Origin of the sequence: Pseudoxanthomonas dokdonensis, from assembly GCF_001431405.1 — a bacterium.
GTDB classification, from domain to species: domain Bacteria; phylum Pseudomonadota; class Gammaproteobacteria; order Xanthomonadales; family Xanthomonadaceae; genus Pseudoxanthomonas_A; species Pseudoxanthomonas_A dokdonensis.
Genome location: NZ_LDJL01000024.1, coordinates 1 through 16,808 on the forward strand (window position 1 = coordinate 1; position 16,808 = coordinate 16,808).

The following is a 16,808-nucleotide window of genomic DNA, read 5'->3' on the forward strand; positions in this document are numbered from 1 at the left end:
CCCGTTCTTCAAGGGCTACCGTCCGCAGTTCTACTTCCGTACCACCGACATCACCGGTGCGGTGGAACTGCCGGAAGGCGTGGAAATGGTGATGCCGGGTGACAACGTGAAGATGGTGGTGACCCTCATCAACCCGGTGGCGATGGACGAAGGTCTGCGCTTTGCCATCCGCGAAGGCGGCCGTACCGTCGGCGCCGGCGTGGTGGCGAAAATCATCAAGTAACGACCTGACCCGGTCGGGCGCGAGCCCGACCGGCTTCGTCAGGTTGTTGCCCGGCGAAAACCGGGGGCCAGCACCTGATGAAGCACGAAAGGCGGGCCGAAACACGGTCCGCCTTCGCCGTCTAAGGAACAGACAGAGAAAAAACATACGCCAGTAGCTCAATTGGCAGAGCAGCGGTCTCCAAAACCGCAGGTTGGGGGTTCGAGTCCCTCCTGGCGTGCCATACATGCGGAACTGTCCGCACGAAGCCGGGTCTGAAAGGGCCGGACTTCCCCAGCAAAGAGCGACAGTGACTTGAATAGCAAGGTCGAACATTCCAAGCGCGGCACCTCGGCCGGTGATATCGGCAAGTACGTGATCGCGGCAGCCCTGGTGGTTGCCGGCCTGGTCGCGTGGTGGTGGTTCAACGGCCAGTGGGCAACCCCGCTGCGCGCGTTGGCGGTCGCTGGCGGCCTGGTGCTGGGCACGGTGGTGTTCCTGACCACCTCGAAGGGCCGCGACACCCGCGAGTTCCTTGCCGAGTCGCGTTTTGAAATGCGCAAGGTGGTCTGGCCGACCCGTCAGGAAGCCACCCGCACCACCTGGGTGGTGATTGCAGTGGTCGTGGTGCTGAGCCTGATCCTGGCCGGCTTCGATGTCTTCATCAAATGGGCCATCGAAGAGTTCCTGAATTTTGGTCGCTGAGGAGAAGGTCGCAATGAAGCGTTGGTATGTTGTTCACGCCTATTCGGGCTTCGAAAAATCCGTGGCCCAGGCGCTGCGTGATCGCATTGTCCGCGATGGCATGGAAGAGCGCTTCGGCGACGTGCTGGTGCCGACCGAGGAAGTGGTGGAGATGCGTTCCGGCCAGAAGCGCCGTTCCGAGCGCAAGTTCTTTCCCGGCTATGTGCTGGTCCAGATTGAAACCCAGGACGAAGCGGGCATCCCGCGGATGGACAACGAAAGCTGGCACCTGGTGAAAGACACCTCCAAGGTGCTGGGCTTCATCGGCGGCACCGCCGACCGTCCGCTGCCGATCACCGATGCCGAGGCCGATCGCATCCTGCAGCGGGTCCAGGAAGGCGTCGAGAAGCCGCGTCCGAAGGTGCTGTTCGAGCCAGGCGAGATGGTCCGGGTCACCGACGGCCCGTTCAACGACTTCAACGGCGTGGTCGAAGAAGTCAATTACGAAAAGAGCCGGCTGCGCGTGGCAGTGCTCATTTTCGGTCGCTCCACCCCGGTGGAACTGGAATTCGGCCAGGTCGAAAAGGCCTGAGCCGTCCGCCCCGCCTGAACGGCCGCCAGCGGCTGGCCGGGCGAGGCCCTGAAAAACCTGCTATGATGCGCGGCTCACTCCCCGGAGAAGCCGGGCAGAACCGATGGCCGCCGCGAGGCGGCCTTCAGTGCGTTTGCAACAATCTGGTCACAACGCGATATCGGGACGCGTGATTTTCCCGGTTTTGATGGGGAGCCTGTAACGCAGGCGCTTGCACCCGGAGAGTAATGAAATGGCAAAGAAAGTTGTCGGTTACATCAAATTGCAGGTGAAGGCTGGCCAAGCCAATCCTTCACCGCCGGTCGGTCCCGCGCTGGGTCAGCGCGGCCTGAACATCATGGAATTCTGCAAGGCCTTCAATGCCGCCACGCAGAAGCTGGAACCGGGCCTGCCGATTCCCACCGTGATCACCGCCTACTCCGACCGTACCTTCACCTTCATCACCAAGACGCCGCCTGCGAGCATCCTGTTGAAGAAGGCCGTCGGCATCCAGTCCGGCTCCAAGCGCCCGAACACCGAAAAGGTGGGCAAGGTCACCCGTGCACAGCTGGAAGAAATCGCCAAGGCGAAGGAACCCGATCTGACCGCGGCCGACCTGGACGCAGCGGTTCGCACGATTGCGGGTTCCGCCCGCAGCATGGGCTTGACGGTAGAGGGCTAAGACATGGCACAGACCAAACGACAGAAAGCAATCCTGGCCGCCGTTACCCCGGGCAAGGCCTACGCGATTGAAGAAGCACTGAAGCTCGTCAAGAGCGCGACCAAGGCCAAGTTCGTCGAGTCCGTCGACGTAGCCGTGCGCCTGGGCGTTGACGCCAAGAAGTCCGACCAGCAGGTTCGCGGTTCCACCGTGCTGCCCGCCGGTACCGGCAAATCGGTCCGCGTGGCCGTGTTCGCCCCGGCTGGCGCCAAGGCTGACGAAGCCGCCGCCGCTGGCGCCGAAGCCGTTGGCATGGACGACCTGGCCGAGAAGATGCTGGCTGGTGACATCAACTACGACGTGGTCATTGCCACGCCGGACGCGATGCGCGTGGTCGGCAAGCTGGGTACCGTGCTCGGTCCGCGCGGCCTGATGCCGAACCCGAAGGTCGGCACCGTGTCGGCCAACCCGGCCGAAGCGGTGAAGAATGCCAAGTCGGGCCAGGTGCGCTACCGCACCGACAAGGCCGGCATCATCCACTGCACCATCGGCAAGGCCAGCTTCGAGAACGACGCCCTGACCAACAACCTGCAGGCGCTGCTGGTTGACCTGGTCAAGGCCAAGCCGGCGACCGCCAAGGGCCAGTACCTGCAGAAGGTCTCGATCAGCACCACGATGGGCCCGGGCGTGACCGTGGACCAGTCCACGCTGAGCCTGAAGTAATAGATTCAACGGTTTGACCCCGGCACCGGTTCGCCAGTGTCGGGTTTTGAGGGCAATCGCGGCCAACGCTGCGATAGCCGTCAAAGACCGCCGGCGCGGTCAGCGCACTACGACGACGGGCACGGAAGCTCGATTTGGCAGGGAGTCGCCGTCGCAGCAGCGGGAACGCTTAATCGGTCCGCGAGGACCGGCCTGCGTAGATGGTGCCGCCTTTAGGAAGTTTTTCTGGTTCATCCCATCTGGGCAGCCAGGCAGAGCAGCCGCTTTAAAGGCCACCACCCCGGGACGCCATCCGGCATCCCCGGCATCCACGGAAGGGAGCCGCTCAGGACCGCAAACGGCAGGAGCCGTAAGCGGAGTTAATTTGGAGGAGTGTAATGGCTCTAAATCTGTCCCAGAAGCAAGAAGTAGTCGCCGAGCTGGCAGACGTCGCCGCCAAGGCCCACTCCTTGATTGCCGCCGAGTACGCTGGCACCACGGTCACCCAGATGACCGCGATGCGCAAGCAGGCTCGTGAAACCGGTGTGTACTTGCGCGTTGTCAAGAACACCCTGGCTGCACGCGCCGTGGAAGGCACCGAATACGAATGCGTCAAGGATTCGTTGGTCGGTCCCTTGCTGTACGCATTCTCGACGGAAGAACCCGGCGCCGCCGGTCGTCTGATCAAGGAATTCGCCAAGGGCAACGACAAGCTGCAGCCCAAGATCGTCGCCGTAGGTGGCCAGCAGTATCCGGCCAGCCACGTTGAAGTGTTGGCATCGCTGCCGACCCTCGACCAGGCACTGGCGATGGTGGCTCGTGCTCTCGCCGAACCCGTCACCATGTTTGCCCGCGCGGTCAAGGCCGTTGGCGAACTGCAGGGCGGTGGCGAAGTGGCCGCGGCTGAAGCCCCGTCCGCCGAAGCAGAAGCCCCCGCGGCTGATGCGCCGGCCGAATCGGCCTAAGTTCGAACCCTACGAAACCCAATGGTTCAGGTTCACTGAACCCAACCCAGAAAATTTTTGAAGGTAATCAACATGTCACTGTCAAACGAACAGATCGTCGACGCAATCGCCGAAAAGACCCTGATGGAAGTGATGGAGCTGGTCAAGGCCATCGAAGAGAAGTTCGGCGTTTCCGCCGCTGCCCCGGTTGCCGTTGCCGGCCCGGCCGCTGCTGGCCCGGCTGCTGAAGAGCAGACCGAATTCAACGTCATCCTGAAGACTGCCGGCGACAAGAAGGTCGAAGTCATCAAGGCCGTCCGCGCCATCACCGGCCTGGGCCTGAAGGAAGCGAAGGATCTGGCCGAAGCCGGCGGTACGTTGAAGGAAGGCGTGTCGAAGGAAGACGCAGAAAAGATGAAGAAAGACCTGGAAGCCGCTGGCGCCACCGTCGAAGTGAAGTAAGCAGCATCCGTCGCCGCGCACCATTGGCGACAACCCGAGGCCGGGGGCGAAAGCCCCTGGCCTTCGGTCGTTTCCGGACTACCCGGTAACCGGTCCCGTTGTCGGGACGGCGAAGGCGGCCAGCAGGCGGTCTGCGCCAGGGCAACAGAGCAACACGGCAACACAAGAAAACCACGAGTTGGTAGTTGGAAGTAGCGGGAGAAGGCGTGCTGGTGCCGGCAATACCAGCGACTTCCAACTGACGATTTTTCTGTTCTGAAACACGCTTTGCACAAGCCGTAGCCAAGAACATCTTGAAAAACCCCCCGGGCCGCGCAGGCGGTCCGCAGATAAAGAGGCGATTAGTCAAATGACGACATATTCGTTCACCGAAAAGAAGCGCATCCGCAAGGATTTCGGCAAGCAGCGTTCGATCCTGGAAGTTCCCTTCCTGCTGGCAATCCAGGTGGATTCCTATCGCGAATTCCTGCAGGAAAACACCGATCCCGCCAAGCGCGAAGACAAGGGCCTGCACGCCGCGCTGAAGTCGGTTTTCCCCATTTCCAGCTACAGCGGCAACGCTGCTCTCGAATACGTCGGCTACAAGCTGGGCGAGCCGGTGTTCGATGAGCGCGAATGCCGCAATCGTGGCCTCAGCTACGGCGCGCCGCTGCGCGTGACCGTGCGCCTGGTCATCTACGACCGTGAGTCCTCGACCAAGGCGATCAAGTACGTCAAGGAACAGGAAGTCTATCTGGGCGAAATCCCGCTGATGACCGAGAACGGTACCTTCATCGTCAACGGTACCGAGCGCGTCATCGTCTCCCAGCTGCACCGCTCGCCGGGTGTGTTCTTCGACCACGACCGTGGCAAGACCCACAGCTCGGGCAAGCTGCTGTACAGCGCACGCATCATTCCTTACCGCGGCTCCTGGCTCGACTTCGAGTTCGACCCGAAGGATGCGCTGTTCACCCGTATCGACCGTCGCCGCAAGTTGCCGGTGACCATCCTGTTGCGTGCCCTGGGCTACAGCAACGAGGAAATGTTGAACGAGTTCTTCGACATCAACACCTTCCACATCCTGCCCGAAGGCGTGCAGATGGAGCTGGTGGCCGAGCGTCTGCGCGGCGAAACCCTCAACTTCGATCTGGCCGACGGCGACAAGGTCATCGTCGAAGCCGGCAAGCGCATCACCGCGCGCCACACCAAGCAGCTGGAAGCCTCGGGCATCGAAGCCCTGGCGGTGCCGGACGAATACCTGGTTGGCCGGATCCTGTCGCACGACGTGATCGACGCCAACACCGGTGAGCTGCTGGCCAATGCCAACGACGAAATCAGCGAAGACCAGCTGGCTGCCTTCCGCAAGGCCGGCGTCGACGCGGTCGGTACGCTGTGGGTCAACGATCTGGATCGTGGTCCGTACCTGTCCAACACCTTGCGTATCGATCCCAGCAAGACTCAGCTGGAAGCGTTGGTGGAAATCTACCGGATGATGCGTCCGGGCGAGCCGCCGACCAAGGATGCCGCGCAGAACCTGTTCCACAACCTGTTCTTCACCTTCGAGCGCTATGACCTGTCCAGCGTCGGCCGGATGAAGTTCAACCGTCGTGTCGGCCGCAAGGAAGTCACCGGCGAATCGATCCTGTACGACAAGAAGTACTACGGCAATCGCAACGACGAGGAATCCAAGCGCCTGGTCGCCGAACTCGGCGACAGCTCGGACATCCTCGACGTGATCAAGGTGTTGACCGAAATCCGCAACGGTCGTGGCGTGGTCGATGACATCGATCACCTCGGCAACCGTCGCGTGCGCTCGGTCGGCGAAATGGCCGAGAACGTGTTCCGTGTTGGCCTGGTTCGGGTCGAACGCGCGGTCAAGGAACGCCTGTCGATGGCCGAATCCGAAGGCCTGACCCCGCAGGAACTGATCAACGCCAAGCCGGTGGCCGCCGCAATCAAGGAATTCTTCGGCTCCTCGCAGCTGTCGCAGTTCATGGATCAGAACAACCCATTGTCGGAAGTCACCCACAAGCGTCGCGTCTCCGCGTTGGGCCCGGGCGGTCTGACCCGCGAACGCGCCGGCTTTGAAGTGCGCGACGTGCACCCGACCCATTACGGCCGCGTCTGCACCATCGAAACGCCGGAAGGTCCGAACATCGGCCTGATCAACTCGCTGGCCGTGTACGCACGCACCAACGGCTACGGCTTCCTGGAAACGCCGTACCGTAAGGTCGTCAATGGCGTGGTCAGTGACGAAATCGAATACCTGTCGGCGATCGAGGAAAACGAATACGTCATCGCCCAGGCCAATGCACTGCATGATGCCAAGGGCAAGTTGACCGAACAGTTTGTGCCGTGCCGCCAGCAGGGCGAATCACTGCTCAAGCCGCCGGCCGAAGTTGACTTCATGGACGTCTCGCCGATGCAGACCGTTTCGGTCGCCGCGGCGCTGGTGCCGTTCCTGGAGCACGATGACGCCAACCGCGCACTGATGGGCGCCAACATGCAACGCCAGGCGGTGCCGACGTTGCGTGCGCAGAAACCGTTGGTCGGTACCGGTATCGAGCGCGCGGTGGCGCGTGACTCGGGCGTGACCGTCAATGCCCGTCGTGGTGGCGTGGTCGAGCAGATCGACGCCGGCCGTATCGTGGTCAAGGTCAACGAAGTGGAAATCTCCGGTGAGCACGATGCCGGCGTCGATATCTATTCGCTGATCAAGTACACCCGTTCCAACCAGAACACCTGCATCAACCAGCGTCCGTTGGTCAACGTCGGTGACGTGATTGCGCGTGGCGATGTGCTAGCCGACGGTCCCTCGACCGACATCGGCGAACTGGCCCTGGGCCAGAACATGCTGATCGCCTTCATGCCGTGGAACGGCTATAACTTTGAAGACTCCATCCTGCTGTCCGAGCGGGTGGTCGAGGAAGATCGCTACACCACCATCCACATCGAAGAACTGACCTGCGTGGCCCGTGACACCAAGCTGGGACCGGAGGAAATTTCCGCCGACATCCCCAACGTGTCCGAGCAGGCGTTGAACCGCCTGGACGAATCCGGCGTGGTCTACATCGGTGCCGAAGTGCGTGCCGGCGACATCATGGTCGGCAAGGTCACGCCGAAGGGCGAAAGCCAGCTGACACCGGAAGAAAAGCTGCTGCGGGCGATCTTCGGTGAGAAGGCCTCGGACGTGAAGGACAGCTCGCTGCGCGTACCGCCGGGCATGGACGGTACCGTCATCGACGTGCAGGTCTTCACCCGCGACGGCATTGAAAAAGACAAGCGTGCGCGCCAGATCGAGGAAAACGAGATCAAGCGCGTCAAGAAGGACTTCGACGATCAGTTCCGGATCCTGGAAAGCGCGATCTACGCCCGCCTGCGCACCGCGCTGGTCGGCAAAGTCGCCAACGGCGGTGCCAACCTGAAGAAGGGCGACACCATCACCGACGAATACCTGAATGGCCTGAAGAAGGCCGACTGGTTCGCGCTGCGGATGAAGGACGACGACGCTTCCGACGCCATCGAACGTGCACAGATGCAGATCCAGGCGCACGAGAAGGAATTCGAGCGTCGCTTCGCCGACAAGCGCGGCAAGATCACTGCAGGTGATGATCTGGCGCCGGGCGTGCTGAAGATGGTCAAGGTCTACCTGGCCGTCAAGCGTCGCATCCAGCCGGGTGACAAGATGGCCGGCCGCCACGGCAACAAGGGCGTGGTCTCGACCATCGTTCCGGTCGAGGACATGCCGTACATGGCCACCGGCGAAACCGTCGACATCGTGCTCAACCCGCTGGGCGTGCCTTCGCGTATGAACATCGGCCAGGTGCTGGAAGTGCACCTGGGCTGGGCCGCCAAGGGCCTGGGTCGCAAGATCCAGCGCATGCTGGAAGCCCAGGCCGCGGTGTCCGAGCTGCGCAAGTTCCTCGACCAGATCTACAACCACGAAGAAAAGCTCGGTGAGCAGCGGGTTGACCTGGGCCAGTTCAGCGATGAAGAACTGATTGCCCTGGCCAAGAACCTGACCGACGGCGTGCCGATGGCGACCCCTGTGTTCGACGGTGCCGCGGAATCGGAAATCAAGCACATGCTGTCGCTGGCGGAGCTGCCCAGCAGTGGCCAGACCCAGCTGTATGACGGCCGCACCGGTGAGGCATTCGACCGCCACACCACCGTCGGCTACATGCACATGCTGAAGTTGAACCACCTGGTGGACGACAAGATGCACGCGCGTTCGACCGGCCCGTACTCGCTGGTCACCCAGCAGCCGCTGGGCGGCAAGGCGCAGTTCGGCGGCCAGCGCTTCGGTGAAATGGAAGTCTGGGCACTGGAAGCCTACGGCGCCGCGCACACCCTGCAGGAAATGCTGACGGTCAAGTCGGACGACGTGCAGGGCCGCAACCAGATGTACAAGAACATTGTCGACGGCGAACACGAGACGGTCGCGGGCATGCCGGAATCCTTCAACGTACTGGTGAAGGAAATCCGCTCGCTGGCCATCAACATGGAACTGGAAGACAACTGAGTGGAGCAGGGCATCGGCAACTCATGCCGATGCCCGTCCCGCCGTTTTCCCGCCCTCGATACAGAAGTATTTCCGCCTGACGGAGAAACACCATGAAAGACTTGCTCAATCTCTTCAACCAGCAGCGCCAGCCCCAGGATTTCGACGCGATCAAGATCGCGTTGGCCTCGCCGGATCTGATCCGCTCCTGGTCCTTCGGCGAAGTGAAGAAGCCGGAAACCATCAACTACCGCACCTTCAAGCCGGAGCGTGACGGTCTGTTCTGCGCCGCGATCTTTGGTCCGACCAAGGATTACGAATGCCTGTGCGGCAAGTACAAGCGCATGAAGCATCGCGGCGTGGTCTGCGAAAAGTGCGGTACCGAGGTCACCCTGGCCAAGGTCCGTCGCGAGCGCATGGGCCACATCGACCTGGCCAGCCCGGTCGCCCACATCTGGTTCCTGAAGTCGCTGCCCTCGCGCATCGGCCTGATGCTGGACATGACCCTGCGTGATATCGAGCGCGTGCTGTACTTTGAAGCCTATGTGGTCACCGAACCCGGCCTGACCACCCTGGAAAGCCGCCAGCTGCTCAGCGAGGAGCAGTACATGCAGGCGCGCCAGGAACACGGCGACGACTTCGATGCCGCAATGGGTGCCGAAGCGGTATTCGACCTGCTGCGCGACATCGACCTGCAGGCCGAAATGGTCAAGCTGCGCGAGGAAATCGCCAGCACCGGTTCGGAAACCAAGCTCAAGCGCCTGACCAAGCGGATCAAGCTGGTCGAAGCCTTCCTGGAATCGGGTAACCGTCCGGAATGGATGATCATGACCGTGTTGCCGGTGCTGCCGCCGGATCTGCGTCCGCTGGTGCCGCTGGATGGCGGCCGCTTCGCGACCTCGGATCTGAATGATCTGTACCGCCGCGTGATCAACCGCAACAACCGCCTGCGCCGCCTGCTGGAGCTGAATGCGCCGGACATCATCGTGCGCAATGAAAAGCGCATGCTGCAGGAATCGGTCGATGCGCTGATGGACAACGGCCGTCGCGGCCGCGCCATCACCGGCACCAACAAGCGTCCGCTGAAGTCGCTGGCCGACATGATCAAGGGCAAGCAGGGCCGCTTCCGCCAGAACCTGCTCGGCAAGCGCGTCGACTACTCCGGCCGTTCGGTCATCGTGGTCGGCCCGTACCTCAAGCTGCACCAGTGCGGCCTGCCGAAGAAGATGGCGCTGGAGCTGTTCAAGCCGTTCGTGTTTGCCAAGCTGCAGCGCCAGGGCCTGGCCACCACCATCAAGGCCGCCAAGAAGCTGGTCGAGCGCGAAGAAGCCGAAGTCTGGGACATCCTGGAAGAGGTCATCCGCGAGCATCCGGTGCTGTTGAACCGTGCGCCGACCCTGCACCGTCTGGGCATCCAGGCGTTCGAGCCGGTGCTGATTGAAGGCAAGGCCATCCAGCTGCATCCGCTGGTCTGTACCGCCTTCAACGCCGACTTCGACGGTGACCAGATGGCCGTCCACGTGCCGCTGTCGCTGGAAGCCCAGCTGGAAGCGCGTGCGCTGATGATGTCGACCAACAACATCCTGTCGCCGGCCAACGGCGAGCCGATCATCGTGCCGTCGCAGGACGTGGTGCTGGGTCTGTACTACATGACCCGCGCCTTGGAAAACAAGAAGGGCGAAGGCATGGCGTTTGCCAACATCGCCGAGGTCAAGCGCGCCTATGACAACCGTGCGGTCGAACTGCACGCCAAGGTCAAGGTGCGCATCAGCGAGACCGTGACCGACGAGAACGGCAACAAGCAGAAGAAGACCAGCATCGTCGACACCACGATCGGTCGTGCGCTGCTGGCGGAAATCCTGCCGGACGGCCTGCCGTTCGCGCTGGCCAACACCGAGCTGAACAAGAAGAACATCAGCCGCCTGATCAACTCCAGCTACCGCATGCTGGGGCTGAAGGACAGCGTCGTGTTCGCCGACAAGCTGATGTACACCGGCTTTGCCTACGCGACCCGCGCCGGCGTGTCGATCGGCATCGACGACATGCTGATCCCGGACGAGAAGAAGGGCATCCTCGGCGAAGCCGAACAGGAAGTGCTGGAAATCCAGGAGCAGTACCAGTCGGGCCTGGTCACCGGTGGCGAGCGCTACAACAAGGTGGTCGACATCTGGTCGCGCACCAACGAACGCATCGCCAAGGCGATGATGGACACCATTGGTACCGACAAGGTGCAGAACGCCAAGGGCGAGACCATTGACCAGAAGTCGATGAACTCGCTGTACATCATGGCCGACTCCGGTGCCCGTGGTTCGCAGGCGCAGATTCGCCAGCTGGCCGGTATGCGTGGCCTGATGGCGCGTCCGGACGGCTCGATCATCGAAACGCCAATCAAGGCCAACTTCCGTGAAGGCCTGAACGTGCAGGAGTACTTCAACTCCACCCACGGTGCCCGCAAGGGCCTGGCCGATACCGCGCTGAAGACCGCCAACTCCGGTTACCTGACCCGTCGTTTGGTCGACGTGGCCCAGGACGTGGTCATCACCGAGGTCGACTGTGGCACCAGCGAAGGCCTGACCATGACTCCGATCGTCGAAGGCGGCGATGTGGTCGAGCCGCTGCGCGAGCGCGTGCTGGGTCGCATCGTGGCCGAGGACGTGTTCCTGCCGGGCAACGACGAGGATCCGATCGTCACCCGCAACACCCTGCTCGACGAGCAGTGGGTGCAGCGTCTGGAAGATGCCGGCGTGCAATCGCTGAAGGTGCGTTCCACCATCACCTGCGAATCCGCCTTCGGCGTCTGCGCACAGTGCTACGGACGTGACCTGGCCCGCGGCCACACGGTCAACATCGGTGAAGCGGTTGGCGTCATCGCCGCCCAGTCGATTGGTGAGCCGGGTACCCAGCTGACCATGCGTACGTTCCACATCGGTGGTGCCGCTTCGCGTGCCGCCGCGGTCGACAACATCACGGTCAAGACCACCGGCTCGATCAAGTTCAACAACCTGAAGTTTGTCGAGCACGCCAACGGCCATCTGGTCGCGGTGTCGCGTTCGGGTGAACTGTCGGTGCTGGACGGCCATGGTCGCGAGCGCGAGCGTTACAAGCTGCCTTACGGCGCCACCATCAACGTCAAGGACGGCGATGCCATCACCGCCGGCCAGGCCGTGGCCAACTGGGATCCGCATAACCACCCGATCGTCTCGGAAGTCGCTGGTTTCGTCCGTTTCGTCGACTTCGTCGACGGCGTCACCGTGATCGAGAAGACCGATGACCTGACCGGTCTGGCTTCGCGTGAAATCACCGACCCCAAGCGTCGTGGTTCGCAGGGCAAGGATCTGCGCCCGATCGTCCGCATCGTCGACAAGAACGGCAACGACCTGAACATCCCGGGTACCGACCTGCCGGCGCAGTACCTGCTGCCGCCGCGCTCGATCGTCAACCTGCAGGACGGCGCTGCCGTCGGCGTCGGCGACGTGGTCACCAAGGTGCCGCAGGAAGCCTCCAAGACCCGCGACATCACCGGTGGTCTGCCGCGCGTGGCCGACTTGTTCGAAGCCCGCAAGCCGAAGGATCCGGCGGTGCTGGCCGAGCGTTCGGGCATCATCAGCTTCGGCAAGGACACCAAGGGCAAGCAGCGCCTGATCATCAAGGACACCGATGGTTCGGAACACGAAGAGCTGATTCCCAAGTTCCGCCAGATCATCGTGTTCGAAGGCGAGCACGTGGCCAAGGGTGAAACCGTGGTGGACGGCGAACCGTCGCCGCAGGACATCCTGCGCCTGCTGGGCGTGGAGCCGCTGGCGGCTTACCTGGTCAAGGAAATCCAGGACGTGTACCGCCTGCAGGGTGTGAAGATCAACGACAAGCACATCGAAGTCATCACCCGCCAGATGCTGCGCAAGGTGGAAATCACCGACGCTGGCAACAGCAAGTTCCTGGTCGGTGAGCAGGCCGAGAAGCAGCGCGTCATTGAAGAAAACGCCAAGCTGATCGCCCGTAATGAGTTGCCGGCCAGGTTCGAGCCGGTGCTGCTGGGCATCACCAAGGCCTCGCTGGCGACCGAGTCGTTCATTTCGGCGGCTTCGTTCCAGGAAACCACCCGCGTGTTGACCGAAGCAGCCGTCCGCGGCACCAAGGACAACCTGCGTGGCTTGAAGGAAAACGTCATCGTCGGTCGTCTGATCCCGGCCGGTACCGGCTTGGCGTACCACACCCAGCGCCGTCGCAACGCATCGGGCCTGACCGATGCCGAAGCGCAGGCATTGTCCGGTGCTGTCGTCGAAACCCCGGCTCCGGCCGCGGTCGAGGAAGTCAGCAGCGAAGCAGCCGGTGAGGAGTCCAGCGCCAGCTAAAACCGCAAGCCAGGCGGCCCCGGGCCGCCCCAGACCACGAAAAGAGGCGCAGGGAGCGCCTCGTTTTCGGCCCAGGATGGGCGGGATCGCAAGCAACAGGGCGGGGCAGGTGATGTCCGACGGCATTCATGCCGCAGGACCTCCGGGGCCCCGTCCTAAACAGCCGGCAACCGGCCCCGGCGTCATTTGACGCTGGGGCTTGTTGCCAGCTATACTTTTCCGTCTAGGTGGGCCGGTTTCGGCCTGCCTTCGTTTTCGTAACAAGGCCCAGGCCTTCACCAAAGAAACCAATATGGCAACCATCAACCAGCTGGTCCGCAAGCCGCGGCAGGCAACCACTTACAAGAGCGCTTCTCCGGCGCTGGAAAAGTGCCCCCAGCGCCGTGGCGTCTGCACGCGCGTTTACACCACCACCCCGAAGAAGCCGAACTCGGCGCTGCGCAAGGTGGCCAAGGTGCGCTTGACCAATCAGGAAGAAATCATCAGCTACATCGGCGGTGAAGGCCACAACCTGCAGGAGCACTCCGTGGTGCTCGTGCGCGGCGGCCGCGTCAAGGACTTGCCGGGTGTGCGCTACCACACCGTTCGTGGTTCGCTGGACGCCTCGGGCGTTGCCAAGCGTCGCCAGGGTCGTTCCAAGTACGGCGCCAAGCGTCCGAAGGCTTAAGGGGAAGAATTATGTCGCGTAAAGGCTCAGCTCCCCAGCGTGAAGTCCTGCCGGATCCCAAGCACGGCAGCTTGACGATTGCCCGTTTCATCAACATGGTCATGCTCAGCGGCAAGAAGTCCGTCGCCGAGAAGATCGTGTATGGCGCCATGGACGTCATCGGTGAAAAGAACCCCAACCCGCTCGAACTGGTCGAGAAGGCGTTGGAAAACATCTCCCCGGCGGTCGAAGTGAAGTCCCGTCGCGTCGGTGGTGCCACCTATCAGGTGCCGGTTGAAGTGCGTTCCTCGCGTCGCCTGGCCCTGGCCATGCGCTGGTTGATTGAATCGGCCCGCAAGCGTGGTGAAAACACCATGCCGCGCAAGCTGGCAGCCGAACTGCTGGATGCCTCGGAAAACCGTGGCGGCGCCATCAAGAAGCGCGAAGAAACCCACCGCATGGCGGAAGCCAACAAGGCGTTCGCGCACTACCGCTGGTAATGCCGGTGATGGCCGGCCCCTTGTTTTCCGGGGGCCTGGGCACCATCTGGTGAGACTGCGACGGTCAATCCCGTCGCGTCAGCAAGCCAAAGGCCGCCTCAGGGCGGCGTTTGGCCATTGAAAACCCGGTTGTATTCAGCTTCGAACAAGTACGTTCCCCACCGCGGGAAACAGCGATTCCTTCGCAACAGGCCGCACCTAGCGTGCGGGCTTTTACAAATCGAATAAAGAGAGACTGTCGTGGCTCGCACCACTCCTATCGAGCGTTATCGTAACTTCGGCATCATGGCGCACATTGACGCCGGCAAGACCACCACGTCTGAACGCATCCTGTTCTACACCGGCGTCAGCCACAAGATCGGCGAAGTGCATGACGGCGCCGCGACGATGGACTGGATGGAGCAGGAACAGGAACGTGGCATCACCATCACCTCGGCTGCCACCACCGCGTTCTGGAAGGGTATGGACAAGTCCATGCCGGAACACCGCTTCAACATCATCGACACCCCCGGCCACGTTGACTTCACCATCGAAGTCGAACGCTCGCTGCGCGTGCTCGACGGCGCGGTGTTCGTGCTGTGTGCCGTCGGTGGCGTGCAGCCGCAGTCGGAGACCGTGTGGCGCCAGGCCAACAAGTACTCGGTGCCGCGTCTGGCCTTCGTCAACAAGATGGACCGTACCGGTGCCAACTTCGACAAGGTCGTGGACCAGCTGAAGTCGCGCCTGGGCGCGTACGCCGTACCGATGCAGGTGCCGATTGGCGCCGAAGATGGCTTCGAAGGCGTGATCGATCTGGTCAAGATGAAGGCGATCCACTGGGATACCGCCTCGCAGGGCACCGTGTTCGAATACCGTGAAATCCCCGCTGAGCTGGCCGACAAGGCCGCTGAAGCGCGTGCGTTCATGGTCGAAGCCGCGGCTGAAGCCAGCGAAGATCTGATGGACAAGTACCTGAACGATGGCGACCTGACCGAAGAGGAAATCCTCAATGGTCTGCGCGAGCGCACCCTGAAGGTGGAAGTGATTCCGGTCTACTGCGGTACCGCGTTCAAGAACAAGGGCGTGCAGGCGATGCTCGACGGCGTGATCCAGTTGCTGCCGTCGCCGATCGACGTGCCGCCGGTCACCGGCATCGATGAGAACGAACAGGAAGCCACCCGCAAGTCGGATGACAAGGCTCCGTTCTCGGCGCTGGCGTTCAAGATCATGACCGACCCGTTCGTCGGCTCGCTGACCTTCTTCCGCGTCTACTCGGGCGTGCTCAACTCCGGCGACCAGGTGTACAACCCGGTCAAGTCGAAGAAAGAGCGCGTGGGCCGCATCCTGCAGATGCACTCCAACAACCGCGAGGAAATCAAGGAAGTCCGCGCTGGCGACATCGCCGCGGCGGTGGGCCTGAAGGACGTCACCACCGGTGACACCCTGTGCGCCCAGGACAATATCATCACCCTGGAACGCATGGTGTTCCCGGAGCCGGTGATCTCGATGGCGGTGGAACCGAAGACCAAGTCCGACCAGGAAAAGATGGGTCTGGCGCTGGGTCGCCTGGCCCAGGAAGATCCGTCGTTCCGCGTCAACACCGACGAAGAGTCCGGCCAGACCATCATTTCGGGCATGGGCGAGTTGCACCTGGAAATCCTGGTCGACCGCATGAAGCGCGAGTTCAACGTTGAAGCCAACGTTGGCAAGCCGCAGGTGGCCTACCGCGAAACCATCCGCAAGGGTGTCAAGCAGGAAGGCAAGTTCGTCCGCCAGTCCGGTGGTCGTGGTCAGTACGGTCACATCGTGATCGAGATGGAACCGGCCGAACGCGGTGCGGGTTTCAGCTACGAAAGCGCGATCGTCGGCGGCGTGGTGCCGAAGGAATACGTGGCCGCGGCCGGCAAGGGCATCGAGGAAGCCATGAAGAGCGGCGTCATCGCCGGCTTCCCGGTGGTCGACGTGGCGATCAAGGCGGTCGACGGTTCGTTCCATGACGTCGACTCCAATGAAATGGCGTTCAAGGTCGCCGGCTCGATGGCCTTCAAGGAAGCTTTCAGCAAGGCCAGCCCGGTCCTGCTGGAGCCGATGATGAAGGTCGAGATCGTGACCCCGGAAGAATACCTGGGTGACGTCATGGGTGACGTGAGCCGTCGTCGCGGCATCCTGCAGGGTCAGGATGACAGCCCGTCGGGCAAGGTCATCAACGCGATGGTGCCGCTGGGCGAAATGTTCGGCTACGCCACCACGTTGCGCTCCATGTCGCAGGGTCGCGCCACCTTCTCGATGGAGTTCGACCACTACGCCGAAGCGCCGGCCAACATCGCCGAATCCGTGACCAAGAAGTCCTGATCACCCATTCACACGCATTGAAAATAAAAAGGTAGAACATCATGGCAAAGGGTAAATTCGAACGCACCAAGCCGCACGTGAACGTGGGCACCATTGGTCACGTTGACCATGGCAAGACCACGCTGACCGCCGCACTGACCAAGATTGGTGCCGAGCGCTTTGGTGGCGAATTCAAGGCATACGACGCGATTGACGCGGCGCCGGAAGAAAAGGCGCGCGGCATCACGATTTCGACTTGTCTTCTATACAACTTATACGCTGCCAAAGATAATA

General features: G+C 62.1%; 13 protein-coding genes and 1 tRNA gene. All 14 read left to right on the top strand.

The window, feature by feature from the left end; genetic code table 11:
• The coding region (locus ABB29_RS15750; protein ID WP_083487927.1) for an EF-Tu C-terminal domain-related protein at window positions 1–223 on the top strand (223 nt) is incomplete at its 5' end.
• A 147-nt stretch (window positions 224–370) separates the two neighbouring features.
• Window positions 371–446, top strand: a tRNA-Trp gene (locus tag ABB29_RS15755).
• Between the two features lie 71 nt (window positions 447–517).
• On the top strand, window positions 518–907 hold the full coding sequence (gene secE, locus ABB29_RS15760) for a preprotein translocase subunit SecE (RefSeq protein ID WP_057660828.1): 390 nt from the start codon (window positions 518–520) through the stop codon (window positions 905–907).
• A gap of 13 nt (window positions 908–920) precedes the next feature.
• Entirely contained in the window at window positions 921–1,478 is a 558-nt protein-coding gene (gene nusG, locus ABB29_RS15765; RefSeq protein WP_057660858.1) for a transcription termination/antitermination protein NusG, read from the top strand.
• A gap of 232 nt (window positions 1,479–1,710) precedes the next feature.
• Window positions 1,711–2,139 (top strand): 50S ribosomal protein L11, encoded by a 429-nt coding sequence (rplK, locus tag ABB29_RS15770; protein ID WP_057660831.1) that lies wholly within the window; start codon window positions 1,711–1,713, stop codon window positions 2,137–2,139.
• Window positions 2,140–2,142: 3 nt separating this feature from the next.
• Window positions 2,143–2,841 carry a 50S ribosomal protein L1 gene (gene rplA / locus ABB29_RS15775; protein ID WP_057660834.1) on the top strand — a complete coding sequence of 233 codons (699 nt, stop codon included), beginning with the start codon at window positions 2,143–2,145 and terminating at the stop codon, window positions 2,839–2,841.
• A 377-nt stretch (window positions 2,842–3,218) separates the two neighbouring features.
• Window positions 3,219–3,785, top strand: a complete 567-nt coding sequence (gene rplJ / locus ABB29_RS15780; protein ID WP_057660837.1) for a 50S ribosomal protein L10 — start codon at window positions 3,219–3,221, stop codon at window positions 3,783–3,785.
• 72 nt (window positions 3,786–3,857) lie between these two features.
• Window positions 3,858–4,226 (top strand): 50S ribosomal protein L7/L12, encoded by a 369-nt coding sequence (gene rplL / locus ABB29_RS15785; RefSeq protein WP_057660840.1) that lies wholly within the window; start codon window positions 3,858–3,860, stop codon window positions 4,224–4,226.
• Window positions 4,227–4,575: 349 nt separating this feature from the next.
• Entirely contained in the window at window positions 4,576–8,727 is a 4,152-nt protein-coding gene (rpoB, locus tag ABB29_RS15790) for a DNA-directed RNA polymerase subunit beta (RefSeq protein WP_057660843.1), read from the top strand.
• Window positions 8,728–8,819: 92 nt separating this feature from the next.
• Window positions 8,820–13,058, top strand: coding sequence for a DNA-directed RNA polymerase subunit beta' (rpoC, locus tag ABB29_RS15795; protein ID WP_057660846.1), 4,239 nt, complete (start codon window positions 8,820–8,822; stop codon window positions 13,056–13,058).
• 292 nt (window positions 13,059–13,350) lie between these two features.
• Window positions 13,351–13,725, top strand: coding sequence for a 30S ribosomal protein S12 (rpsL, locus tag ABB29_RS15800; RefSeq protein ID WP_057660849.1), 375 nt, complete (start codon window positions 13,351–13,353; stop codon window positions 13,723–13,725).
• Between the two features lie 11 nt (window positions 13,726–13,736).
• Window positions 13,737–14,204: a 30S ribosomal protein S7 gene (gene rpsG, locus ABB29_RS15805; protein ID WP_057660852.1), complete on the top strand. Its 468-nt coding sequence runs from the start codon at window positions 13,737–13,739 to the stop codon at window positions 14,202–14,204.
• 240 nt (window positions 14,205–14,444) lie between these two features.
• Entirely contained in the window at window positions 14,445–16,535 is a 2,091-nt protein-coding gene (gene fusA, locus ABB29_RS15810) for an elongation factor G (RefSeq protein WP_057660855.1), read from the top strand.
• A gap of 41 nt (window positions 16,536–16,576) precedes the next feature.
• Window positions 16,577–16,808, top strand: a 232-nt coding sequence (locus ABB29_RS15815) for a GTP-binding protein (protein ID WP_245622657.1), incomplete at its 3' end; no start/stop codon positions are given.